The 22,597-nt window shown below is 66.3% G+C and carries 23 protein-coding genes and 1 riboswitch; of the genes, 9 read left to right on the forward strand and 14 right to left on the reverse strand.

Annotated elements, in window-relative coordinates; all coding sequences use genetic code 11:
• Nucleotides 1-259: 259 nt before the first annotated feature.
• Entirely contained in the window at nt 260-1,285 is a 1,026-nt protein-coding gene (locus tag AC5RWX_RS02405) for an LLM class flavin-dependent oxidoreductase (protein WP_493941312.1), read from the forward strand.
• Nucleotides 1,286-1,292: 7 nt separating this feature from the next.
• Here AC5RWX_RS02405 and AC5RWX_RS02410 read toward each other — a convergent pair whose 3' ends face one another.
• The 6 genes from AC5RWX_RS02410 to AC5RWX_RS02435 all read right to left on the reverse strand — a co-directional run bounded on the left by AC5RWX_RS02410 (nt 1,293) and on the right by AC5RWX_RS02435 (nt 7,556).
• On the reverse strand, nt 1,293-2,357 hold the full coding sequence (locus AC5RWX_RS02410) for an ATP-dependent DNA ligase (protein ID WP_493941313.1): 1,065 nt from the start codon (nt 2,355-2,357) through the stop codon (nt 1,293-1,295).
• 125 nt (nt 2,358-2,482) lie between these two features.
• Nucleotides 2,483-3,565, reverse strand: coding sequence for a fatty acid desaturase family protein (locus AC5RWX_RS02415; protein ID WP_494096950.1), 1,083 nt, complete (start codon nt 3,563-3,565; stop codon nt 2,483-2,485).
• Nucleotides 3,566-3,838: 273 nt separating this feature from the next.
• On the reverse strand, nt 3,839-5,245 hold the full coding sequence (locus AC5RWX_RS02420; RefSeq protein ID WP_493941315.1) for an NAD-dependent succinate-semialdehyde dehydrogenase: 1,407 nt from the start codon (nt 5,243-5,245) through the stop codon (nt 3,839-3,841).
• Between the two features lie 257 nt (nt 5,246-5,502).
• The gene (locus AC5RWX_RS02425; RefSeq protein ID WP_493941316.1) at nt 5,503-6,231 is read right to left on the reverse strand and encodes a hypothetical protein; all 729 of its coding nucleotides are present in this window, start codon (nt 6,229-6,231) and stop codon (nt 5,503-5,505) included.
• 93 nt (nt 6,232-6,324) lie between these two features.
• Nucleotides 6,325-6,951 carry a DUF4240 domain-containing protein gene (locus AC5RWX_RS02430; RefSeq protein WP_493941317.1) on the reverse strand — a complete coding sequence of 209 codons (627 nt, stop codon included), beginning with the start codon at nt 6,949-6,951 and terminating at the stop codon, nt 6,325-6,327.
• Between the two features lie 221 nt (nt 6,952-7,172).
• Entirely contained in the window at nt 7,173-7,556 is a 384-nt protein-coding gene (locus AC5RWX_RS02435) for an RNA-binding S4 domain-containing protein (RefSeq protein ID WP_493941318.1), read from the reverse strand.
• 201 nt (nt 7,557-7,757) lie between these two features.
• On the opposite strand from AC5RWX_RS02435, the gene AC5RWX_RS02440 reads away from it, so the two are divergent.
• From AC5RWX_RS02440 to AC5RWX_RS02465, 6 genes are all read left to right on the forward strand, one after another.
• Nucleotides 7,758-8,999 carry a glycerophosphodiester phosphodiesterase family protein gene (locus tag AC5RWX_RS02440; RefSeq protein WP_493945011.1) on the forward strand — a complete coding sequence of 414 codons (1,242 nt, stop codon included), beginning with the start codon at nt 7,758-7,760 and terminating at the stop codon, nt 8,997-8,999.
• A 285-nt stretch (nt 9,000-9,284) separates the two neighbouring features.
• Nucleotides 9,285-10,529 carry an MFS transporter gene (locus AC5RWX_RS02445; protein WP_493945029.1) on the forward strand — a complete coding sequence of 415 codons (1,245 nt, stop codon included), beginning with the start codon at nt 9,285-9,287 and terminating at the stop codon, nt 10,527-10,529.
• On the forward strand, nt 10,526-11,239 hold the full coding sequence (locus tag AC5RWX_RS02450; RefSeq protein ID WP_493945010.1) for a FadR/GntR family transcriptional regulator: 714 nt from the start codon (nt 10,526-10,528) through the stop codon (nt 11,237-11,239). Before AC5RWX_RS02445 ends, AC5RWX_RS02450 begins: the two co-directional genes overlap by 4 nt.
• A 181-nt stretch (nt 11,240-11,420) precedes the next feature.
• Nucleotides 11,421-12,353 carry a cytochrome b/b6 domain-containing protein gene (locus AC5RWX_RS02455; RefSeq protein ID WP_493945009.1) on the forward strand — a complete coding sequence of 311 codons (933 nt, stop codon included), beginning with the start codon at nt 11,421-11,423 and terminating at the stop codon, nt 12,351-12,353.
• A 110-nt stretch (nt 12,354-12,463) separates the two neighbouring features.
• Complete coding sequence (locus tag AC5RWX_RS02460; RefSeq protein WP_493945008.1) at nt 12,464-12,841, forward strand: hypothetical protein; 378 nt, start codon at nt 12,464-12,466, stop codon at nt 12,839-12,841.
• Between the two features lie 100 nt (nt 12,842-12,941).
• Nucleotides 12,942-13,958 carry an alpha/beta hydrolase gene (locus AC5RWX_RS02465; RefSeq protein WP_493945007.1) on the forward strand — a complete coding sequence of 339 codons (1,017 nt, stop codon included), beginning with the start codon at nt 12,942-12,944 and terminating at the stop codon, nt 13,956-13,958.
• A gap of 40 nt (nt 13,959-13,998) precedes the next feature.
• Here AC5RWX_RS02465 and AC5RWX_RS02470 read toward each other — a convergent pair whose 3' ends face one another.
• Together AC5RWX_RS02470 and AC5RWX_RS02475 are read right to left on the reverse strand one after the other, a co-directional pair.
• Nucleotides 13,999-14,994, reverse strand: coding sequence for an aldo/keto reductase (locus AC5RWX_RS02470; RefSeq protein WP_493945006.1), 996 nt, complete (start codon nt 14,992-14,994; stop codon nt 13,999-14,001).
• Nucleotides 14,995-15,047: 53 nt separating this feature from the next.
• The gene (locus AC5RWX_RS02475) at nt 15,048-16,715 is read right to left on the reverse strand and encodes an MDR family MFS transporter (RefSeq protein ID WP_493945005.1); all 1,668 of its coding nucleotides are present in this window, start codon (nt 16,713-16,715) and stop codon (nt 15,048-15,050) included.
• Between the two features lie 188 nt (nt 16,716-16,903).
• On the opposite strand from AC5RWX_RS02475, the gene AC5RWX_RS02480 reads away from it, so the two are divergent.
• Nucleotides 16,904-17,896: an aldo/keto reductase gene (locus AC5RWX_RS02480; protein WP_493945004.1), complete on the forward strand. Its 993-nt coding sequence runs from the start codon at nt 16,904-16,906 to the stop codon at nt 17,894-17,896.
• On the opposite strand, the gene AC5RWX_RS02485 is transcribed toward AC5RWX_RS02480, so the two are convergent.
• Together AC5RWX_RS02485 and AC5RWX_RS02490 are read right to left on the reverse strand one after the other, a co-directional pair.
• Nucleotides 17,893-18,399 carry a flavin reductase family protein gene (locus AC5RWX_RS02485; protein WP_493945003.1) on the reverse strand — a complete coding sequence of 169 codons (507 nt, stop codon included), beginning with the start codon at nt 18,397-18,399 and terminating at the stop codon, nt 17,893-17,895. The two genes, AC5RWX_RS02480 and AC5RWX_RS02485, sit on opposite strands and share 4 nt — an antisense overlap.
• 42 nt (nt 18,400-18,441) lie before the next feature.
• Nucleotides 18,442-18,556, reverse strand: a riboswitch (SAM riboswitch).
• A gap of 100 nt (nt 18,557-18,656) precedes the next feature.
• Nucleotides 18,657-19,526: a prephenate dehydratase gene (locus AC5RWX_RS02490; RefSeq protein WP_493941177.1), complete on the reverse strand. Its 870-nt coding sequence runs from the start codon at nt 19,524-19,526 to the stop codon at nt 18,657-18,659.
• Nucleotides 19,527-19,622: 96 nt separating this feature from the next.
• Between AC5RWX_RS02490 and AC5RWX_RS02495 the strand changes: the two genes are divergently transcribed.
• Nucleotides 19,623-19,826 carry a hypothetical protein gene (locus AC5RWX_RS02495; RefSeq protein WP_493945002.1) on the forward strand — a complete coding sequence of 68 codons (204 nt, stop codon included), beginning with the start codon at nt 19,623-19,625 and terminating at the stop codon, nt 19,824-19,826.
• Nucleotides 19,827-19,852: 26 nt separating this feature from the next.
• On the opposite strand, the gene AC5RWX_RS02500 is transcribed toward AC5RWX_RS02495, so the two are convergent.
• The 4 genes from AC5RWX_RS02500 to AC5RWX_RS02515 all read right to left on the reverse strand — a co-directional run bounded on the left by AC5RWX_RS02500 (nt 19,853) and on the right by AC5RWX_RS02515 (nt 22,575).
• Complete coding sequence (locus tag AC5RWX_RS02500; protein ID WP_493941175.1) at nt 19,853-20,425, reverse strand: NADPH-dependent F420 reductase; 573 nt, start codon at nt 20,423-20,425, stop codon at nt 19,853-19,855.
• Nucleotides 20,426-20,546: 121 nt separating this feature from the next.
• Nucleotides 20,547-20,759 carry a hypothetical protein gene (locus tag AC5RWX_RS02505; protein ID WP_493941174.1) on the reverse strand — a complete coding sequence of 71 codons (213 nt, stop codon included), beginning with the start codon at nt 20,757-20,759 and terminating at the stop codon, nt 20,547-20,549.
• Between the two features lie 360 nt (nt 20,760-21,119).
• Nucleotides 21,120-21,923 (reverse strand): amino acid ABC transporter ATP-binding protein, encoded by an 804-nt coding sequence (locus AC5RWX_RS02510; RefSeq protein WP_493945001.1) that lies wholly within the window; start codon nt 21,921-21,923, stop codon nt 21,120-21,122.
• Nucleotides 21,910-22,575: an amino acid ABC transporter permease gene (locus tag AC5RWX_RS02515; RefSeq protein ID WP_493941172.1), complete on the reverse strand. Its 666-nt coding sequence runs from the start codon at nt 22,573-22,575 to the stop codon at nt 21,910-21,912. The genes AC5RWX_RS02510 and AC5RWX_RS02515 overlap by 14 nt, the downstream gene beginning before the upstream one ends.
• Nucleotides 22,576-22,597 lie beyond the last annotated feature (22 nt).

A 22,597-nucleotide genomic window follows, 5' to 3' on the forward strand; every position in this document is an offset into this window, starting at 1 on the left:
AGGGGTGTCGACAGCAGTCCCGCAGTTGCAAGAGCCGACAATAGTCGTTGCTTCATTTGCTGAAGCTAGCAGTATTACTGAAAAAGCAGCTTCCGATTGAGGCATTCGTTATCGGAGTGTTGTCCATTCCCAGTTTCAGCATGGACGACGCCTTGGAGGCCTAACGGAAGCTGCAGACAGGCGAGATCTCAGGCCGGGCCGTGGTGGTCCCGCACGGCGGCTAGGGAATGGGGGCGCCGGCGGCGGGGTTGTGGCGGACATGAAGCGAATCGGTTTCCTGTCCTTCGGCCACTGGAGCCCGGTCGTCGGCTCGCCCGTCCCCACCGCAGCGGAGGGCCTGTTGCAAAGCATCGACCTGGCCGTGGCCGCCGAAGAAGCCGGCGTGGACGGCGCCTACTTCCGCGTGCACCACTTTGCCCGGCAGCAGTCCTCTCCCTTTCCGCTGCTGGCCGCCATCGCCGCGCGGACCAGCCGGATCGAGATCGGCACCGGTGTGATCGACATGCGTTATGAAAACCCCCTGTATATGGCCGAAGAGGCCGCGGCAACTGACCTGATCAGCGGAGGCCGTTTGCAGTTGGGCATCAGTCGGGGGTCGCCCGAGCCGGCGCTGAACGGAGCGGCGGCCTTCGGGTATCGGCCGGCCGAGGGCGAGACCGACGCGGATATGGCCCGCCGCCACACCACCGTGTTCCGCCGCGCCATCACCGGCGCCGGAATGGCTCCCGCGGACCCCAACCACGTGCAGAACCGGCATGATGGAATGCTTCCCGTGGAGCCGGTTTCTCCCGGGCTGCCAGAGCGGATTTGGTGGGGTGCCGGATCCCGCGCCACAGCTGTGTGGGCCGCCGAGCAGGGTATGAACCTGATGAGCTCGACGCTGCTGATCGAAGACACCGGTGTGCCGTTCGACCAGCTCCAGGCCGAACAGATCCACCTGTTCCGCGAAGCGTGGCGCAAGGCCGGCCACGGCCATGCGCCGCGGGTGTCGGTCAGCCGCAGCGTGATGCCTCTTGTCGACGACGAAGACCGGCGTTACTTTGGGCTGCGCGCCCAGGCGGACCAGCATGACCAGGTGGGCATGCTGGACGGCACCCGCTCCCGGTTCGGCAAGAGCTACATTGGCGAACCGGACAGGATCGCCACACGCCTGGCTACGGACCAGGCCGTGCAAGCCGCGGATACGGTGCTGCTGACCGTGCCGAACTACCTGGGCGTGGAGTACAACGCCAAGCTGCTGGGCAACATCGTGCAGCACGTGGCGCCGGCCGCCGGCTGGCGCTGAATGCCAACTACTGCAGCACGTCGTTCAGGTCGTAGGAGACCGGCTCGTCCAGCTGCTCGTAGGTGCACGATTCAGGGTCGCGGTCCGGCCGCCAGCGGACAAACTGCGCGGTGTGCCGGAAGCGCTCGCCCTCCATGTGGTCGTACTTAACTTCCAGCACCCGTTCCGGCCGCAACGGCACGAACGAGAGGTCCTTGCCGCCGCTCCACCGGCTGCCTTCGGACGTGAGCGGCGTGCGCTCGCCGGCCTCGTGCTGCTCCCGGTTCCACGGGTGGTCGCCTGAATCGGCGATCAGCGGCTGCAGTTCCTCGAACAGCTCCTCGCGGCGCTTCATGCTGAACGCCCCGGCCACGCCCACATGGACCAGCGTTCCGCCGTCGTCGTAGATACCCAGCAGCAGCGACCCCACCCGGTTCGGACCGCTCTTGTGCACCCGGTAGCCGGCGAGCACGCAATCGGCCGTGCGCTCGTGCTTGATCTTGAACATGGTCCGCTTGTCCGGCTGGTAGGTCCCGTCCAGCGGTTTGGCGACCACGCCGTCCAGCCCGGCGCCCTCGAACTCGTGGAACCACTTCTCGGCCACCGCCGGATCGTCCGTGGTACGGGTCAAATGGATGGGATTGACGACGGCGGAGAGCGCCTTTTCCAGCGCGGCCCGCCTTTCCTCGAAGGGGCGGGAGGTCAGGTCTTCGTCGCCGAGGGCCAGCAGGTCGAACGCTACGAACCGGGCCGGTGTCTGCACCGAGAGCAGCTTGACCCGGCTGGCCGCCGGGTGGATGCGCTGCTGCAGCACTTCGAAGTCCAGCCTGTCGCCGCCTTCGCCCACCAGGATGATCTCCCCATCCACCACGCAGCGCTCCGGCAGCTGCGCGCGGAAAGCCTCCACCAGTTCGGGGAAGTAGCGGGTCATCGGCTTCTCGTTCCGGCTGCCAATCTCCACGGCGTCGCCGTCGCGGAAGATGATCGAGCGAAATCCATCCCACTTCGGCTCGTACTTCATACCACTGTCGGGGATTTTGGCCACCCCCTTGGCGAGCATGGGCGGTACGGGCGGCATCAGCGGCAGGTCCATGCGCCCATTCTGGGTGCTGGCCCAGCCAGTGTCCATGCCCTCGCGGGCAAGGCAAGCGGTTAAGGGGTCGGAGGAATCCCGGTGAGCATTGCGGGAACTGCGCCTGCGCAGCCCGTATGAAGGTGTCAGACCCGGCGGTAGATGTCCGCCACCGGACAGTGAAACGGGTCAGCAGCGGCTACGCCGACGGCGCCCAAATAGCGGACTATGGCCGCATAGGACGCCAGCAGGCTGGTCTCCGTGTACGGAATGGAATGTTCGCGGCAGTATTGGCGAACCATCGGCGCCGCCTTGCTCAAGCAAGGACGGGGCATGTCAGGGAACAGGTGGTGCTCGGTCTGGCGGTTCAGGCCGCCCATCAGCAAATCCATGATCCAGCCGCCGCGGATGTTGCGGGAGGCTGTCACCTGACGGGTGACGAAGTCAGGGCGGCTGGACTTGGGATAGATCGGCATGCCCTTGTGGTTCGGCGCAAACGATGCGCCCATGTAGAAGCCAAAAACCGCCATCTGAACGCCAATGAACGCGAGCGCCTGCCCTAACGGGAGCAACCAGAAGACAACCGCGAGCAGCACCGCGGCGCGGGCAGTGAGGATGCTCAGCTCCAGCCAGCGGTGCTCCACCTTGTCCTGCCGGATCAGGTACTTGAAGGAATCCACATAGAGGGCGAAGCCCAGGAACGGCAGCAGCGGGAACAGCAGGTATCCCTGGAGCCGCGTAACGCGGGCCATGGCCCCGCGCCGCTCCGCCGCAGCATCCGGATGGAACGCGATGGACCCGGTCTTGATGTCCGGGTCCTTATCCACTGTGTTTGGAAATCCATGGTGTCTTGTGTGCTTGCGCATCCACATGGCGTAGCTGATGCCCACGAGGCTGGTGCCGACCAGCCGGGCCGCCCAATCATTGACCCGCTTGGACTTGAACACCTGATGATGCGCCGCCTCGTGGGAAAGGAATGCGAACTGGGTGAACAGCACTCCCATCGCAGACGCAATCAGCAGTTGGTGCCAGCTGTCGCCGAGCAGGGAGAATCCAGTCCAAGCCGCGGCAAGCAGGGCCAGCAGGACCGTGAAGAGGGTGATGTAGTACCAGCGGCGGCGTTTCTGCAGTCCCGATTGTTTGATCTTTTCCGCTAAAGCAAGATAGCCGGCGGCAATGTTGTTCGGAGCCTTAGGTGCCGGAGCTTGGGAGGCTCGTGCTGGGAACATGCGCGCGTCTGGCTGGGGCTGGGGGTCCATGGGATACCTCGAAACCAACCGATGGCGGTACAGCAGAAATACCGCACGAGCACCGGTCTCTGGCTGGAATCTACTCCTGTCGGAACGGTCTGTCACCAGATACGGACGTAGTGACCGAGACGGTGGTGCCGGCAGAGCGGCTGCGAGCGCGGATCCCCCGAGAAGCTATTAGAGGAAAGATGAGCAGGCGGCCTTCCCATATATGGAAAGGCCGCCTGCTGGATAGTTGATGCGGATCGGGGATTACTCGCCGATGTAGAAGAGGCGCTTGTTGACGAATTCGTCCATGCCCAGCGGGCCGAGTTCGCGGCCGAAGCCGGAGCGCTTCACGCCGCCGAAGGGCAGGTCCGCGGCTTCACCGACGCCGTTGACGTTGGCCATGCCCACGTTCAGCTGCTGGGCAATCTTGCGGGCCCGCTCCTCATCAGTGGAGAACACGGCACCGCCGAGACCGTAGTCGGTGTCATTCGCGAGTTCCAGGGCCTCTTCGTCGCTGGAGACCTTGTAGACCACTGCCACCGGTCCAAAGAGCTCTTCACGGTAGGCGCGCATCTCCGGGGTGACGCCGGTGAGTACGGCCGGGGCCAGGTAGGCAGCCGGGCCGTCATGCAGGGTACCGCCGGCGTGCAGGGTTGCTCCCTTGTTGACCGCGTCCATAAGCTGCTCGTGCAGTCCTTCGGCGGCGGCCCGGGAGGAGAGCGGGGCATAGGTGCCCTCAAGTTCTTCGGCCGGGTTTCCGGGCTTGAGGTCCTTGGCCAGGTTGGTCAGCTCGGCCACGAAATCGTCGTAGATGTCTTCCATGACGATCATGCGCTTGTTGGAGTTGCAGGCCTGGCCGGTGTTCTCGATCCGGGTGGCCCAGGCTTCGGCGGCCGTGGCCTTCACGTCGTCGGTATCCAGCACCACGTAGGGGTCGGAGCCGCCCAGCTCCAGCACGGCCTTCTTCAGGTTCTTGCCGGCCAGCTCGCCGATAATCGCGCCGGCCCGCTCGGAGCCGGTCAGCGAGACGCCCTGGATGCGCGGGTCGGCGATGATGTCGGCGATCTGTTCGTGGCTGGCGAAGAGGTTGATGTACACGCCCTCGGGGACGCCGGCGTCGTCCATAATCTGCTGGATGGCCAGCGCCGAGCGCGGGCACGTCTCGGCGTGCTTGAGGATGATGGTGTTGCCCAGCACCAGGTTCGGCGCGGCGAAACGGGCCACCTGGTAGTACGGGTAGTTCCACGGCATGATGCCTAGCAGCGGTCCGACCGGCAGCTTCTGGATCATGGCGCGGCCGCCGCCGATGGGCTTGATCTCCCGGTCAGCGGCCAACTCCGGTCCCTCGGTGGCGAAGTAGCTGAAGATGTCCGTGCAGAACTCCGCCTCCCCCTTGGACTCGGAGAGCGGCTTGCCCATCTCTTCGGTGATGATCGCGGCCAGCTCGTCCGCCCGTTCGGTGAACAGCTCGGCCAGGCGGGACACCACCTTGGCGCGGTCCGCGATCGGCACCTCTTTCCAGGATTCGTAGGCAGCCTGCGACTTGGCGAGGGCGTCCTTGACCTCGGCGTCGGTGGCAGTGGGGAACTCCTCGACCACCTCGCCGGTGGACGGGTTTTGGACCCGGTAGCCCGGCTGGGTGGATGAAGCGGCGTGGGAAGTGGTGGTCACAGCCCTGGTCTCCTTCGGATAATGACGTATCAGCGGGGCGGCCGCACGGCCGTCTCCGGTCTCCATCTTGTACCGTCCGGCCGGTTATGTGAAGCGGGTTACGCTGACGGCATGAGGGGAAAATGCCCGCACGGCGGTGCGTAGGAACGCAACACGGCCGGGCGGTGCGGAATGAAGCGCTCCGGCTCCCTTGCCATCGACCGGCCGGCGAAACGAAGTGTTCAAGGACGGAGGGGGGATGACGCGGCTGGTTCCGGTCAGGGTTCATTCTCCAGTTCCTTCGTTCTCGCCTTCAGCATCACCCAAATCGCTGCACTCATAACAAGAAAGACAACGGCAAGCGGAACCGCAACCACCGTCACGTAGAAACCGCCCAACAGTGCGGAAATGACAGCTTGCAGGCCGAGAATTGCCGCTGCTATCGCCGAAGCGATCATGACCCGTTTCCACTTTCCGGCATCGCGGCTGCTGAGCTGGGAAGCCCTGAAATTTCGGCTCGCCTCAGGCTCGAACAACTGAGTTAAGGACAGGCCCATGAGGCATGGAAAGAGCGGAAATGCCGGATTTCGAAGAAAGTCGGGAGAGCTGACGACTGCGACGACGACCGTGGCGGTCAGGCACACACAAACGAAAACATACTTCCACCGCCGGCGGGTCAGCCTCAGCGTGCTGCTGCCACGGCCGCTCCGACCGAACAGAACAAGCAACCCCAACCCCGCGACGAGGACAGCATACGCGGATGCGAGGAGGCGCAACCAGAAATCGAACGGCCCTGTCCAAAAAAGGACAACGGACAGGACCCCCAGCACGATGACGAAAAGCCCATCGACAATCCGGAGGACCGTTTCGACCTTCGCGGACACCATGCGCTCATTGCACCGGGCGTCTATGCAGGTGTCAATCTTTGGGGCAGCCAAGCGAATGGTCTTCTGGCCGAACAGCGGCTGGCATGTCTTGCACGAGCGGGATGCCAACCTGATCCCCACGCCGTCACCTTCGCCTTCGACGAGCGGGAGTACGACCGGGTACTGCTGCAGGCGCGCGGGACCGGTTTGCCCGGAGGGCTTAGACCCGCGGCATCATTCCAGCGGCAGGGGCGTTAGCTCGGGGAACATGGCATCAACGTCAGGCTCCTCCCATCGTTTGCCGGCCGGTCCGTCGACGTCGAAGACGCCAGGGTGGTCGGGGTAGTCATCCCAGATCTCCCTGCCGGTGAGGGCCGTGTAGGTGTCGGAGGCGACGTAGGAGAGCAGTTCCGCCTGCGCGACCTCTTCCTGATCGGTCAGGCGCCCGTCGGCCAGCGCCGAAGGGTCATCCCGGACCGCTTCGAAGTAGTCTCGGCCCTGGGCTACGACCCAGCTGCGGAAGTCCGTGAAGCAGTCATCGCCGCAGAGAGTCAGCAGCACGAAGGCCGCGCCCCACAGCTCCCAGGAATAGAGCTCCTGGTTGTGGCGGACGAACTCAGCATCGAACGCGGCGACTTCGGCGGCGGGAAGCTCCGACAGGCATTCTTTCAGCGCCGCGGCGTGCCTTTGGGTGTTTCCGTCCGAGGCCGCGTGCGTCCTTTCGATGATGTCCCAGAAGCCGCCGTCCTCGATGCTGGCGACGCCGCCGCACGGTGCCGGCGCCGCCTCCTCACCGGATCCGCAGCCGCCAATCAGGATCCCGGCCGCCAGCAGCGGCACCGCCCAGATCTTCGCCCTCATGCCGCGGTGCGTCTTCTCAGGGGCAGGCCCTGATTCGCCTTCAGTGCCACAGCCGCGTCGGCTTTATCGGTCATGCCCGCATGATTTCACGCTGCAGCGCCGATTCCCTGCAACACCGTGTCCTCTTAGTCTGCCGTGCTGCCGTGCTGCCAGGCATCCGAGGCGCAATGTCACTGCTAAGCCGCCCCGACTGGTGCCTTCCCACCCCGGGTGCTTAACTCCTAGCGTTCGCGGAGCAGTTTCTCCATGTCCCGCCGGTCCTTCTTGGTGGGCCGGCCGGTGCCGCGGTCGCGCTGCGGGAGGCCTAGAGCCGGAGCCACCGGGCGCGGCGGTGTGTGGTCGGTAAAGCAATGCGCGGCCGCCTCGGCACCCACGCGCTTGGCGATCAGCCGGCGCACCTCCAGAATCCGCTCGTAGCCGGGCTGCCGCACGCGAAGGGTGTCGCCCGGCACCACGGACTGGGAGGCCTTGACCGGATTCCCGTTCAACCGGACATGTCCTGCACGGCAGGCGGCGGTGGCCGCGGATCGGGTCTTGTAGGCGCGGATGGCCCACAGCCACGCGTCAACGCGGACCGAACTGGGGGTATTGGCTGAAGTGTTCATGCCCCTCCGAGTCTAGCGCCGACCCGCTGCCAGCACCCCGCAGGGAAGGTCACCGTCCTTTCGACCTCGGCTGTGATTTTTCCTTTCACCCCATGTTCACAACCAGTTGGTCAGCAGGTTCGCAACCGCTGTGAAGCTCGACGCAATGGGGGAACCGCACGAACACCACCTACGAAGGGCGTCATTCCCGTGGCATCTCGCTTGATCAGAACATTCACTTGCTCCGTCGCGGCCGTCGCCGTCGGCGCCACCCTCGCCGCCATTCCGGCCAGCGCACAGGACACCGGACAGAACAACGCGCAGAACAACACGCAGAACAAGAAGGCCGGGCAGGAAGCCCCGTTGCTGATCGGCCACCGCGGTGCCGCCGGCACGGCGCCGGAGAACACGGTGGCTGCGTTCAAGGACGGCCGGGCCTCCGGTGCCGACTTCTTCGAAATCGACGTGCAGCTCAGCGCCGACGGCGTACCGTTCCTGTTCCACGACGACACTCCCGCCCGGACCACCAACGTGGAGGAGGTCTTCCCGGGCCGTGCCGGTGACCCGATCACGTCCTTCACCTGGGACGAACTGCAGCAGCTCGACGCCGGATCCTACTTCGGTGCCGAGTTTGACGGCGAACGCATCCCGCATCTGGACGACGCCGCGAAGGTCGCCACGGTGAACACGGGCGTGTACATCGAGATCAAGTCGCCGAAGAACTCCCCGGGTATCGAACGGCTTGTCGCAGACGAGCTGCGCACCGACGCCAAGTGGAAAAAGCTCGTCGCGGCGGACAAGATCCAGGTCCTCAGCTTCGATGAGGCCTCCAACCGCACCTTCGCCGAGATCGCGCCGGAGATCGCGCTGCAGCAGCTCGCCAGCACTGTGCCGGGCCCGGCCGTGCTGGCATCGTGGGCCAGCTTCGCCGATTCGGTCGGTACCAACTACCGCACCCTGACGGCGCAGAACGTGGCCGACACCAGGGCCGCCGGTCTGGTTATCGGCGTCTACACCGCCAACTCGCCCGAAGCCGTCCAGCATTCCATCAATCTGGGCGTCGACGCCGTCACCGGTGACTTCCCGATCCAGACCGCCCGCTACCTGGACGGGCGGAAGCCCTTCCCGGCGGGCGCCGGCGTGGAAATCGCCGGCGCGGTCAATGATCCGGCTGGCAACGATGTGCAGCCCGAGACCGGCGAGCACGTGGTGCTGCGCAACGCCAGCGGGCACACCCTGGACGTCAGCGGCTACATCATCCGCGACGCCGCCAATAACGTGCTCGAAATCGGCGACGGCTACACCCTTGCACCGGGCGCCGAACTGCGCGTTTACACCGGTCCCGGCACCAACGGTACTGACGCCTACTACAACGGCGGCACCGCCTCCTTGCTAAACAACGGCGGCGACTCGGTGGCCCTGTGGAGCCCTCAGGGGCAACTGCAGGACGTCTTCGCCAACTAAGAGGGAACCCTTCTCACTAACGACGCCGGTGCTTGGGACCAGCTTCAGGGCTGCCTAAGTGCCGACGTTGTTTTAGAACGCGTGCTTTGTGTTGAGGTCTGGCTGCATTGGAGGTCTGGACCCCAGTACGGGTACTTCCGTCGGCCCGGATTGCCGCCCTAAACATCAAACGTCTAATGTTTAGGAATGACTTTGGACCGGACCCAGGCAGAGACGCCAGCAATCGTGAAGGACGAGGACCACGACGTTCCGGCGGTGGAGTTTGCAGACGCCTTGGTGCCGGAAATGCAGCTGCCGGAGCCAGCACCCATGCCGGGGTTGGACCCGGAGCCAACGCCGGAGCCTGTTTCCGCCGCCCGCAGCCGCTGGCTGGTCGCGGCCGCGGTGGCGGCCGTCGTCCTCATCGGGCTGAACCTGCGCGCGGGCATTGCCAGCGCGGCGGCGCTGTTCCACGATCTGCAGCAATTGTTGGGCTACGGGCCGCTGGTCGCTGCGCTGCTGCCCACGGTCCCGGTGCTGTGCTTCGCGCTGGCCGGGGCCGCAACCGCCTGGCTGAGCAGCCGAATGGGGCTGGAGCGAGCCATCGCGCTGGCACTGGCGCTGTTGGCCGCGGGACTGGGGCTGCGCGGCATTGAGTCCGTCGGCTTCCTGCTCGCGGGCACGGTGGTATCCATGTCCGGGCTGGCGGTCTGCAACGTTGCGATGCCGACGTTCATCCGCAAGTACTTCGCGCACCGGCCGTCGACGATGACCGGTGCCTACACCATTTCCATGTCCGTCGGAGCAACCATCGCCGCGGCGGTCAGCGTACCGCTGGCCATGCAGCTGGAATCGCCGTCGCTTGGCCTCGCCGCCTGGTCGCTGCTCGCCGTCGTCGGGCTGGCGGTCTTCATGCCGATGACGCTGGCCGGTCGGCGCCAGCTGGCTCCCGGGACCCGCGGCCACTTGTCGCCGTGGCCGTTGCTGCGCACGCGCAAGGGTTTGCTGCTGACCGGGCTGTTCACCATCCAGGCGCTGCTGGTCTATACCGTGATGGGGTGGTTCCCGTACATCCTGATCTCGCGCGGAATGGCTCCGGCGGCCGCCGGCCAAACGCTGGCGCTGGTCCAGGTGGTCTCCATTCCCGCCGTCGTTCTGCTGCTGGCGATGGCAGCCCGGCCGGGACTGCTGCGGCCGGCCTTCATGCTCACCTGCGCGGCCTCACTGGCCGGCTATCTCGCCCTGCTGGTGCTGCCCGCCGAGTTGGCCGTGGTCCCCGCTGCCCTGATCGGCCTGGGGTTCGGTGTCTTCCCGCTGCTGATGCTGGTGATCAGCCGTACCGGTTCCGACGCCGTCGAGACCACCGCCCTCTCCACGCTGGCCCAATCGGTGGGCTACTTGTTCGCAGCGCTGGGACCGTTTGGGCTGGGCCTGCTGCATGACGCGCTGGCCGACTGGACCGTTCCGCTGGTGCTGCTGGTGGCCGGCGCGGTGCTGCAGCTGCTGCTGGCGCACGGCGTCAGTTCGCTGGTGCGGGAGGGACGGAAATGACCGCAGCTCCGGGGCGAGGCCCCTTGCACCGGCCGCCGCTGGCGGAAGAAGTGACCGCCCGGCTGCGCGAGTCCATCGTGGCGGGACGTTGGCCGATGGGCGGGCGGATCCCGCCGGAGCCGGAGCTGATGGCCAGATTGGGCGTCTCCCGGGGCACGCTGCGGGAAGCGGTCAAGGCGCTGGCCCACGCCGGGATGCTGGAGGTCCGCCGCGGCGACGGAACTTACGTGCGCGCCACCAGCGAGATCAGCGGCACCGCCCGCCGTGCCTACCGCGAGTACGACGACGAGCACGTGTTGCAGGTGCGCTTCGCGCTGGACACCCAGGCCGCGCGGCTGGCTGCTCAGGTGATGCAAGAGGCGGCGGACGACGGCGCCGTCGCGGCGCTGCGCGACATGCTTGCCCGTCGCCGGGAGGCTTGGGCCGGGCAGGATCTGGAGGGTTGGATCGCCGCTGACTGGGACTTCCACCAAGCGGTGGCTGCAGCGTCCGGGAATCCGCTGCTGCATGAGCTGTATTCCAGTTTTGGCGACGTGTTCCACGGCGCGAAGATGGCCCAGCGTTTGCGCGACGGCTTCGACGGTTGCCTGCGCGCCGGCCATGAGGACCTCGCGGACGCCATCGCGGCGGGCGATGCCGACGCCGCGGCGCAGACGGTGATAGCCAACCTGCAGTACTGCTTGAAATGGATGCCGCAGCGCCAGTCCTAGGTCCGCGGCGGCAGGCACTCTGGACGCAGCGAGCACCACGTCGCACGGCCGCGCTTAGAGCGCATGGGGGAGCCCAGAAGCGGCCAGCGGTGGGGCTTGTGGCACGATCCCGCGCGGCCGGGGTACCTTGAATCACGAACCCCGGAACGTACGGGATGCGAGGGAACGAGGAAAGCTGGCGATGTCGACTTCGACGAAACCGTCCGGAAGCACGCGCAAGTCGTGGCTGAAGATCACCGCGGCAGTGGCCGGCGCCGTCGTCGTGCTGTTGCTGTTGGTGTTGCTGGCCAAGTGGCTGCGCACCATGCCGGGCGTGCAGGACTTTTTGGCCGCCTACCCGGGCCGCTCCGAGCTGCCCGAGTCGGCCCCGGTGGGGCTGCCGGCCTGGCTGGGCTGGCAGCATTTCCTCAACTTCTTCTTCCTGGTGCTGATCATCCGCACCGGGCTGCAGGTGCGCACCGAGACGCGCCCGCCGGCCTACTGGACCCGCAACAACCAGGGCCTGGTCAAGACCAAGAACAAGCCGACCAAGATCACGCTGAACCTCTGGTTCCACCTGACGCTGGATGCCTTGTGGGTGCTCAACGGGATCGTGTTCATGGTGCTGATCTTCGCCACCGGGCACTGGATGCGGATTGTGCCCACCAGCTGGGACGTTTTCCCGAACGCGCTCTCCGCGGCCCTGCAGTACGCCTCGCTCGACTGGCCGCTGGAAAACGGCTGGGTGAACTACAACGCGCTGCAGCTGTTGACCTATTTCGCCACCGTCTTCATCGCGGCGCCGCTGGCAATCATTTCCGGCCTGCGCACCTCGGCCGCCTGGCCCAAGAAGGCAGCGGTGAACAAGTACTTCCCAATCGAGGCGGCCCGCGCCATCCACTTCCCGGTGATGGTGTACTTCGTGGCGTTCATCGTGGTGCACGTGACGCTGGTGCTGGCCACCGGCGCCTTGCGCAACCTCAACCACATGTATGCGGCATCGGACGACGGCGGCTGGGCCGGCTTCTGGATCTTCGCCGCCTCGCTGGCGGTCACTGTTGCGGCATGGTTCCTGGCCCGGCCGATCTTCCTGCGGCCGATCGCCTCGCTGACCGGCAAGGTCACCACCCGCTGATCGGCAAGGTCACCACCCGCTGACCGGCAAAGCCGCCTCCGGCACACCGCGACACGCTGGCAGCTGCCGGTGCGGCAGGCGCCGCGCTCACGCACGGCTACACTGCCCACGTGATCACTGTTGCGGCCGTTGCCGCCTGCTGTCTCCTTGCCCTGCTGGCCGTCTTCCAGATCCTGCTGGCCGCCGGCCTGCCGCTGGGCCGGTTCGCGTGGGGAGGCAGCCACCGTGTCCTGCCGGCCAAATTCCGGATTGGCAGCGCCGTTTCGGTGATCCTGTATGGCTTTTTCGGGGTTATCATTTTGGACCGGGCGCAGCTTCTGGACGCGCTGCCCCACACCGCGTCCGTGGTGCTCATGTGGATCCTTACTGCCTACCTGTTTTTGGGCGTCCTGATGAATGCCATTTCGCGCAGCAAGCCCGAGCGGTGGACTATGACGCCCGTGGCCTTGGTGTTGGGCGTGCTCAGCCTGGCGGTTGCCCTCGGCTGAAGACGCTCTCCGGCCCGTACCTCGGAGAGAAAAATCGGGGCTTGCCCCGCGCGCACGGCAGGCTCACGATTGGTTCATTAACGCCGATCAGGAGGCAGTCATGCAGGTCCGTTTCCGCCGAGCGCTGATTGCCCTTGCGGTGATTGCGGCCGTCCCGGCGGCCCTGGCCGGCGGGACGGTCTTCTGGCTGCGCTTCAGCCCTCGGCCGCTGGCGGTGCTGCTACGGCTGTTGGCCGAGCGGGATGGCCGGCGCACTGCCCGCGCCATGGCCCGCCATGTGCCGGACGGCGTCAGCGAAATCCTGAACCAGCAGTACCTCAGCAACCATGGCCACACCTACCTGGACGTGTTCTTCCCGAACGAGGCAGCGCGGGATGCGCTGCGCCTGCCGACGATCGTTTGGATCCACGGCGGAGCGTGGATCTCAGGGACCAAGGACTACATCGCCAATTACCTGCGGATTCTGGCCTCCTACGGCTTTACCACTGTTGGCGTGGACTATTCGCTGGCGCACAAGCGCCGCTATCCGGCGCCGGTGCGACAGAGCGCTGCGGCCTTGCGCTACCTGGAACACAATGCCGAGCGGCTGCACATCGATACCGAGCGGATAGTGCTTGCCGGGGACTCGGCCGGCGCGCAGATCGCGGCGCAGCTGGCGCTGGTCGTCTCCGATCCGGCGTATGCCAAAAAGCTCGGCATCGCCTCGCCTACGGCACCGGACAAACTGCGCGCGGTATTGCTGCACTGTGGTGCCTACGACGTGTCCCTGGCCGGGGCGGACCAAGCCGGGAACCAGAACTATCTGCGCACCGTGCTGTGGTCCTACACAGGCGCCAAGGATTATCTGGAGCGACCGTACATCGCCCTGGCGTCCGTTGCCCGACATGTGGACGGCAACTTCCCGCCGGCTTTCGTCTCCGCAGGCAACACCGACCCGCTGCTGCCGCACTCGCTGGCGCTCGTCAAGGCGCTCAAGCAGAACGGCACACCGGTGGAGGAGTTCTTCCCGCAGACGGCTGCCGGGCTGGGGCACCAGTTCCAGTTCAACCTGGAGTTGGAGGCGGCGTGGCGGGCACTGGAGCGGAGCGTGCACTTCCTCCGCCAGCACACCGCCTGACTGTCCGTACGCGGCCGCGCACCCTCCCTGCCAAGCGCTGCTAAGCGGCGGCGAACTCCTCGGTGTCCACGTCGGCCTGGGTGGCTGCGTTGTAGCGCGGGCCATGGACAGTGTCCTGGTTGATCAGCAACTCCAGCCGCTGCAGCACGTCTGCATCCAGTGACACCTCCGCGGCGCCCAGGTCTTCGTCCAAGTGGGCGATACTCCGGGTGCCCGGCAGCGCAATCACGTGCTCGCCGCGGGACAGCACCCAGGCGAGGGCCAGCTGGGCAGGTGAGCAGCCGGCGTCGTCCGCGATGGCACGAAAGCCATCCAGCAGCGCCAGGTTCCGCGGGTAGTTCTCGGCGGAGAAGCGCGGCATACCGTGGCGGATGTCGCTCGCTGGCAGCGCCGAGGGATCATTCAGTGTGCCGGTGAGGAAACCGCGCGCCAGCGGGCTAAAGGCGACGAAGGCCGTGCCGAGTTCCGCACACGCTGCCAGCGTTCCCAGTTCCGGGTTGCGCGTCCAGAGCGAGTATTCGGTCTGCAGGGCCGCAATCGGATGCACAGCATGCGCCCGGCGCAGGGTTGCAGCGGAGACCTCCGACAGGCCGATCGCCCCGATCTTGCCGGCGGTGACCAGTTCAGCCAGCGCGCCGACCGACTCCTCGACGGGGATGGTCTTGTCCCAGCGGTGCAGGTAGTAGAGGTTAATGTGGTCCGTGCGCAGCCGTTGCAATGCCGCCTCGCAGGTTGCCCTGAGTGTCTCCGGACGCCCGTCGATGACCCGCCGGCCGGCCACGCTGGTCATGCCGCACTTGCTGGCCAGGAAGTACTCCTCCCGGCGGGAGCCCAACACCTCGCCGATCAGCTCCTCGTTCGCGGCGGCACCGTACAGTGCGGCGGTGTCGAAGTGCCGCACGCCTGCGTCCAGTGCATGCAGCAAAAGTTTCGCCGCGTCCTCGCGGGTTGGTGGGACCCCGTACGCGTGGCTGAGATTCATGCAGCCCAGCCCAATGCCGCCGACGTCTAGAGTTCCGATCGTGCGCGTAGTCATGCTTTGACGATACCGCCGCCACGGAGACCACCGTCCCGCCGTGTGCCGCCCGCTTACTCCGTCCGGTCCCGCAGGCCGCCGGCTTGCTCCGTCCGGTCCCGGCTGGCCGGGGTGCCCACTTCCTCCGAGAGCGGGATCTCCTTGACGAAGCAGGCAAGCACCAGGGCGGCGAGCACGATGGGGACGGCCAAAAGATAGATCGGCGGCAGCGCCTGCGCGAAGGCATGCGCGATGAACTCCTGGGCCGGGGCCGGCAGCGAAGCGACCACAGCGGGGCCGAGCGAACTGAAGCTTTGGCCGCCTCCGGAACGCATCGTCGTCAGCAACTCGTGCGGCGCCGTCGAAAATTGCTCGGTCAACCGGCTGATGAAAATAGCGCCGAAGAGCGAAATGCCGAAGGTGGCGCCGATCTGGCGGAAGTAGTTGGTGGCCGAGGTGGCGGTGCCCAGATCCCGGCGTCGGACGCTGTTCTGCACGATCAGCACCAGGTTTTGCATGATGGAGCCCAGTCCCATACCCAGCACCAGCATGCCGGCGGCGGTGAACGCGTACGGCGTGGTGTCAGAGATCCGGGAGAGCATGACCAGCCCGGCGGCGATCAGCACGGTGCCGATGATCGGGAAGATCTTGTAGCGCCCGGTGCGGGTCACCAGCTGTCCGGTGATGGTGGTGGCCCCCACCATGCCCGCCGTCATTGGAATCATCATCAGGCCCGACTCGGTGGCGCTGGCGCCGTTGACCATCTGCAGGAAGGTGGGCAGATAGGCGATCGCCGAGAACATCGCAATGCCCACGCACACGCCCATCAGGGTGGGCAGCGTGAAGTCCCGGTCGCGGAACAGCCGCAGCGGCAGGACCGGTTCCACGGCCCGGCGCTCGGCCAGCACGAACAACACCGAGGCGACAATGGTGAGGGCGCCGAGCACGATGATCACCGGGCTGTCCCACGGATAGGTGGTCCCGCCCCAGCTGGTGAACAAGATGACCGCCGCACTGGCGACCGCCAGCAGGAAGGTGCCCAGATAGTCCAGCTTGGGCCGGGGCCCGCCCGGTTTATGCAAGTGCAGGGTGGTGGTGATGACGACCAACGCCGCGGCCCCCAGCGGCAGGTTGATGTAGAAGATCCAGCGCCAGTTCCAGTTGTCGGTGATGAACCCGCCCAAGAGCGGCCCGCTGACCGAAGCAAGACCGAAGGCCGCCCCGATTAAACCCATGTACTTGCCCCGCTCACGCGGCGAAACAAGATCGCCGATGATCGCCTGCGCACCGATCATCAACCCGCCGCCGCCAACTCCCTGGATGGCGCGGAAGGCGATCAGCTGCGGCATGCTCTGGGCCATGCCGGAGAGCATGGAGCCGCCCAGGAACACCGCGATCGCGAAGATGAAGATGCTCTTGCGCCCGAACAGGTCGCCGAGCTTGCCGTAGATCGGCAGCCCGATGGTGGCGGCCAGAATGTAGGCGGTGATCACCCACGAGATGTGCTCCAGCCCGTTCAGGTCGCCGACGATCGTGGGCAGCGCGGTCGCCACGATGGTCTGGTCCAGCGCGGCCAGCAGCACGGCGAGCATCAGCCCCAGGAACACCACCATGATCCGCGGCTGTGCCGTGGCCGCGCGGTCCCGGCCGTGGTTCCGGCCATGGTCCGTGGGGGCGGAAACCGGTGCTGTTGAGGGGCCGGCGGGCTGCGGGCCGCGGTCTGGGCTGGGAGGTACTGCCATGGTGAACTTTCCGGCGGCGCGGGTGGCGCAGGTGGCCTGATGTGGTTGCCTGGGGACGCCCGCCGCCCCGCGTCTGTACCGTACTGCCGTCCGCGGAGCGGCACAACCCCCGGTTCCGGCACCACAAGCCCCGGTTCCGGCACGGCGTTGACGTACGCTGGAAGCCCGCCCAGCGAAGGGACATGCCAATGGACGACGCCGGATCCCGCCTGATCTTCGGCTGCATGGGTTTGGGCGGTGGCTGGGGGAGCGGCCCGTTGGAGGCAGCCGACGTCGCCGCCGCCCACACGGTGGTGGACGCGGCGCTGGAGATCGGCATCAGGATTTTCGACCACGCCGACATCTACGCCCACGGCAAGGCGGAGGCTGCGTTCGGCCGGGTGCTGGCCGAGCGCCCGGAACTCCGGGAAACCATCCAGCTGCAAAGCAAGTGCGGCATCCGGCTGCCGGCTCCCGGGCTGGCCGGCCAATATGACTCATCTCTCGGGGCGATCGTGGCCAGTGCCGAGGAAAGCCTGCGCCGCCTGCACACCGACTACCTGGACACGCTGCTGATCCACCGGCCTGACCCGCTGGCCCCGGCTGAAGAGATCGCCGAGGCTTACAGCCACCTCCGGATGGCGGGCAAGGTCCGCCGGCTGGGCGTCTCGAACATGGCCGGCGAACAGATGCGGTGGCTGCAGGCAGCGCTTGACGAGCCGCTTGCTGTGAACCAGCTGGAAATGAGTCTGTACCGGCGGGACTGGCTTGAATCAGGCGTGCTGGTCAACCACCCGGAAGGCGCGGCCGTCAGCTTCCCGCACGGCACGCTGGAGTATTGCGCTGCGCACGGGGTGGAGCTGCAGGCCTGGGGCTCGCTGGCCCGGGGCCGCTACAGCGGCCGGCCCATGGAGCCGGAGGCCGGCGACCACGCCACCGCCGGCAAAGCAGGAACCGGGGCTGGAGCGGACCAAGCGACGGCGACTCTGGTCACCGAACTGGCCCGGGACAAGGGCTGCACGCAGGAAGCCGTGGTGCTGGGCTGGCTGCTGCGCCATCCGTCCAACATCCGGCCGGTCGTCGGTACCAGCAACCCGGAACGGATCAAGGCCTGTGCACAGGCCGAGGAGATCGGCGCCGCGATGACCCGGCAGGACTGGTACGCGCTGTGGGTCGCGGCACGGGGGCGACCGCTGCCCTAAACGAACGCGGGCTGTTCCAGCCGGCGGAACACGGAGTCGTGGAAGACCAGCGGCTGGTGCGCGCCGTCGTGCGTGGCCAGTCCATGTACCTCCAGCAGCACCACGTGGTGGTCCCCGGCCGGAACCTCCTGGTGCACCGAGCAATCCAGCCAGAGCGCTGCGTCGTTGAGGAAGAGCGCGTCCTGGTCGGTGCGGTGCAGACTAAGCCCAGCGAAGCGGTCGCCGCTCTTGGAAGCAATCTGGCGGCAGACGCCGTCGTGCCCTGTGCCCAGCACCGAAACACCGATCCGACCGGCTTGGCGGACCAGCGGCCAGGTCCGGGAGGTGTTCTGGACCGCGAACATCACCAGCGGCGGTTCCAGCGAAACGCCCACGGTGAAGGAGGAGGCGACGATGCCTTGCGGCGTGTCGTCGATGACGGCGCAGAGCGCTGCGATTCCGGAGGGAAAGCGACCGAAGGCGGAGCGCAGGGTGTTCGGGGTCAAGTCGTTGTGCAGGGACATGGCCATCCTTGAAGCTAGGGCGCATCCGCTGCTGCCGGAGGATACGCGTACTTGCCTGCCGACAAACCCGGCGGGCCGAATCATCACCTGGAGCACCCCGCTACGGTAGAGGGTTGCCGGCCAACCAGCCAGGGCTGTGAAGTTGGCGCTCGTGATTCATGTCCCACGGTAAGAGCGCGATGTGTCCCCGGTCAAACACGGGTAACAGTTCGTTAAGAACGTCCGGGGCCAGGCGCAGGCACCCGCATTCGGCTGCCTCAGGCGTCCGCGGGCTGGTCCGCGCCGCGGTGCAGCCGGAACGGATGGGCGGGATAGACGCCCAGGATCCGGATCTCGGTGGTGAAAAACTCCAGTTCCTCGAAGGCATGGACCATCGACTGATCCTCCGGGTGGCCTTCGACGTCCACCATGAACATGGTGGCAGCGAACTCGCCGCCGACCATGTAGCTCTCCAACCGCGTCATGTTGATGCCGTTGGTCGCGAAGCCGCCGAGCGCCTTGTACAGCGCCGAGGGAACGTTCCGCACCCGGAAGACGAAGCTGGTCACAGCGGGACCGGGCAGTTCTTCGCGGCTGGGGACGGGCCGTTGATCGGCCAGCACCACAAACCGGGTGGTGTTGGTTGGGTCGTCTTCCACCTTCTCGGCAAAGACCTCCAGGCCGTAAAGCTCCGCAGCCATCGGCGGCGCGAGCGAGACCTTGGTCGGGTCGTTCCATTCGGCTACTTCCCGTGCCGAGCCGGCGGTGTCGCCCGCAATAACCGGCGTCAGCCCCAAGCGGCGGATCAGCTTTCGGCATTGGCCCAGGGCATGGATGTGGCTGTGCACTTCGCGGGCCTGTTCCACCGTGGCCCCCGGAATGCCCAGCAAGCTGAAGCGGATGGGCAGGAAAAATTCCTCCACTATCTGCAGCGTGGTCTTGGGCAGCAGGGCGTGGATATCCGCCACCCGGCCGGCAATCGAGTTGTCAATGGGGATCATGGCCAGTTCGGCCTCGCCGCTTGTGACGGCGGCGAAGGCGTCTTCGAAGCTGGCGCACGGCACCGCGTCCCAGCCGGGCCGGACCTCAAGGCACGCCATGTGCGAGTTCGAGCCGGGTTCACCTTGGTACGCGATTGCTGGAGCCATGGGCGAAATTATCCCACCGCAAGAGCCCGGGGCCTTATTCGGCGGGGTCTGGCCGCCGTCACAAAGCCGGAGCGAGACGCGGATACAGTGGAGGACGTGGAAGGATCCAACCCCCGTGCCGTCGCCCTCTGGCTGGCCGCTGCCGTCGTCGCCCTCTTTGCCGTCAGCCTGACGGTGATGCCGTCCATTATGGGGCTGGATGTGATGCCCCCGCTCATCGTGGTGTCTGTGCTGCTGCTGATCGGCGCCGGAGTGCTGGCCGGGATGGCCGTTGCGGCCAAGCGGTCGGGGCGGCGGTAGGCCCGGCGCCGGGCACCCCACCGCGGTCAGGCGACGACGCCGAAGCCTCCGGTCCACGGCACCTTCTCGGCAGCGGCCAGGGTGATCTGCAGGAAGCCCACGGCCTCGAGCTCCCGGGCACGGGAGAGCGCGCCGGCGTCGATCGCCTGCAGCCCGGCGGCGGTGACCACCTCGGCCAACAGGGACTTGGCCTCGGCGTCGTCCCCCGCCATCAGCACGGTAGTGGGAAGGCTGCCGACGGTGCCCGAGGACAGCGTCGCGGCGAAGGTCGTGTTGAAGGCCTTGACCACGCGGGAGTCCGGCAGCGCGGCACTGAGTTCGGCTGCCGCCGAGCTGTCGGCCGGCACGGTGAGCGAGTCGAAGGTTTCGAAGTTCAGCGGGTTGGTGATGTCCACCACCACCTTTCCGGCCAACTGGTCGCCGCGGGTGCGGACGACGTCGGACAGGGCGGGGTACGGCACCGCCAAGATGACAACGTCGCCGGTTACGGGTCTGTCGTCGTCGTGCCCGAACGTCTCGACGACGTTCCCGCCTTTGCTGACCACGCCGGAGATGGCTTGGCCCATGTTGCCGGTACCGATGATGCTGACGTTTGCCACGGGAACGCTCCTCAGGTCTGCCGGACTGCCTGAACGTACGAGCGAAACGGTAGCAGCATCGACCGGGGAGTCAAGGCCCGCAGCGGGCCGCGACTGGCGCACTCAGCCTGATAGGTGGGTTCTAGTCGAGGTGTGATTCCTGCGTGATGCCGTAGGGCACGTCGTCACTCAGTTCCACGGTGAACTGCCCGGGTCCGGTGCGGGTGACCAGGATGCCGCAATCCCCGTCGATGGCCGCGATTTTTTGCAATTCTTCCACCGCAGCATTGAGAAGATCGTGGGCCTCGGAGGCCGTCTGTGCCGTCAAAGACTTGGTAGCCAAAGTCGTGGCCATGGTTCTGCCTTTCGTGACCGGAGGCTGCCGCAGAGGAGAAAGCGCGGTTGGTAGCTTCCGGCCGGAACGTGGTGCCCATGCGGAACGGTGCATGGAAGTTTACATTCTGCCATTCCAATGGACATCAGATGAATTTTCAAGCGGCGTGGCGGACGCCGTTTTCCCGCGCTCCGGCGGCTCTGGCGCGGATTTTGCGCGGATCGGCAGCAGAGAAGTGTGGTCAAGAATACGTTACTGGGCACCGACGTTACGGGAGCGGGCAGCCGATAGTGGGAAGCAGGGGCTACAGCTCGAACGCGGGCATCCACACCGGCTTTGCGGTGCTGTTCGTGCTGGTTTTGATAGCCCCGTTTGCGATCCCTAGAAAGGGTTCAGCAGCCGGTGGACGAACTGCCGGGTGCGCTCTTCCTGCGGTTCGCGCAGCACCTGCTCGGGGTGGCCGCGTTCCACCACCACGCCGCCGTCCATGAACACCACTTCGCTGGCCACTTCCCGGGCGAACGCCAGCTCGTGCGTGACCAGTGCCATGGTCCAGCCTTCCTCGGCCAGCTCCTTGATCACATGCAGCACGTCGCCCACCAGTTCGGGGTCCAGGGCAGAGGTCGGCTCGTCGAAGAGCAGCAGCGAGGGTTTGAGCGCCAGTGCCCGGACAATGCCGACCCGCTGCTGCTGTCCGCCGGAGAGCTGATGCGGGTACTGGTCTTCCTTGCCGGTCAGGCCCACGCGTTCCAACAGCGACATCGCCTCACGCACGGCCTCGGTCCGGGGCCGCTTCTGCACCTGGACCGGGCCCTCGATGATGTTCTGCAGCACGGTCATGTGCGGGAACAGGTTGTAGTGCTGGAACACCATGGCGCTGCGGTCGCGCAGCGCGGAGATCTGTTTGCGGTTCACCGCGGAGCCGAAGTCCACGGCCGGTCCGCCCGCGAAGGCGACCCGTCCGCCGTCGGGAATTTCCAAGCCGTTCAGGCAGCGCAGTACGGTGGTCTTGCCGGAGCCCGAGGGACCGATCAGCGCCAGCACGCCTCCGGTCTTCACCGACAGGTCGATGGACGTCAGCACCTGGTTGTCGCCGAAGGACTTGCGAAGTCCCTCCACGGCGAGGACGGGATTGCCGTCGGCGCCCGCGGGCGAGTCCATCGGCGGAAAGTCAGTGGGCGACATAGCGGTCCAGCCTCTTCTCCAGTCGTGTTTGGGCGGCGGAGAGGACCAGGCAGAAGACCCAGTAGACCGCCGCGGCCTCCATGTACAGCAGTAGGAATTTCTGGCTGAAGGCGGCGATTTCCTGGGCCACACGGAACGCTTCGGTGACCAGGATCAGCGACGCGAGGGACGTGTCCTTGACCAGCGAAATGAAGGTGTTGGATAGCGGTGGTACCGACACCCGAGCGGCCTGCGGCAGGACGATCCGGCGCAGGGTGGTGGTGCCGGACATCCCGATGGTGTGGCCGGCTTCCCACTGGCCCTTGGGGACGGACAGAATGGCGGCCCGGATGATTTCCGCCGCGTAGCCGCCCACGTTCAGCGAGAACGCGATGATCGCGCTGGGCCACGGCTGGAGCACCACTCCGATGCTCGGCAGGCCGTAGAAGATCACAAACAGCTGCACCAGCAGCGGAGTCCCGCGGATGACCGAGATGTAGGCCCGGGCGATGCCTGCCAAGATTCGGTTGCCGCTGATCCGCATCAACGCGAGGAAGATGGCCAGGACCAGGCCAATGGCGAAACTGGCCAGCGCCAGCGGGATGGTGCCGGTCAGTCCGCCCTGGACGATGGGCCAGAACGAGCTGGCCAGCAGCTCCCAATCGATGTCCATATGGCTACGTTAGCGTCTTGGG

Source organism: Arthrobacter sp. SPT-J7 (assembly GCF_059089965.1).